This window comes from Staphylococcus sp. HMSC13A10, assembly GCF_001808005.1.
GTDB lineage: Bacteria > Bacillota > Bacilli > Staphylococcales > Staphylococcaceae > Staphylococcus > Staphylococcus pasteuri.
In genome coordinates this window covers 1-592 of sequence record NZ_KV791843.1, presented here as the reverse complement: position 1 = coordinate 592, position 592 = coordinate 1, and the positions used below count along the sequence as shown (strand labels likewise).

The 592-nt window shown below is 26.0% G+C and carries 1 pseudogene; it reads left to right on the top strand.

Going from position 1 to position 592, the window contains the following annotated elements:
* Nucleotides 1–236: 236 nt before the first annotated feature.
* Nucleotides 237–592: pseudogene (locus tag HMPREF3125_RS03320) on the top strand (hypothetical protein); the annotation flags it as partial.

The following is a 592-nucleotide window of genomic DNA, read 5'->3' as shown; positions in this document are numbered from 1 at the left end:
CGTATTCATAACTGTAAGTATAAGTATAAATAGTTATGTAAATAGAGATATGAATATTATAATAAGTAAAATAATAAATAGGATAGTAAGTAAGCAATATATATCCCTAATAATAATTATAAAGCAAAATTGGATATTTACTTATAAACGTAAATAAGAACATAAATAAAGACGTAAGTAATGATATAATTATTAAGTAAAATAATTGAAATTAATGATTAAAGAAGCGTTTTAATATGGCTAACACTAAAACACAGAAGATATTAAGTATCTCAAAAACGAAAAGTAAGAATATCGCAGAATGGTTTGTTAATGACGCACAGTGGAAATTATTAGCTGAACATTTAGAGTTAGGAAAAACAGCTATCTTTAAATATAAGAAGCTTATTAAGACAAAATCAGAAGAACAAGATGCATTATATGCGTTAGGAGATATTTTCACATTAAACCAATTAAACACTGTCATAGAGCTATTTAACGACACGATAGAGCACCCAGAAAAGTATGAAAAACCGAAGAAAAAATCTGATGTTGATTTCAAAGCACAAGCAGATGTAATACAAAAACATACAAAAGATGTGAATATGGAGTA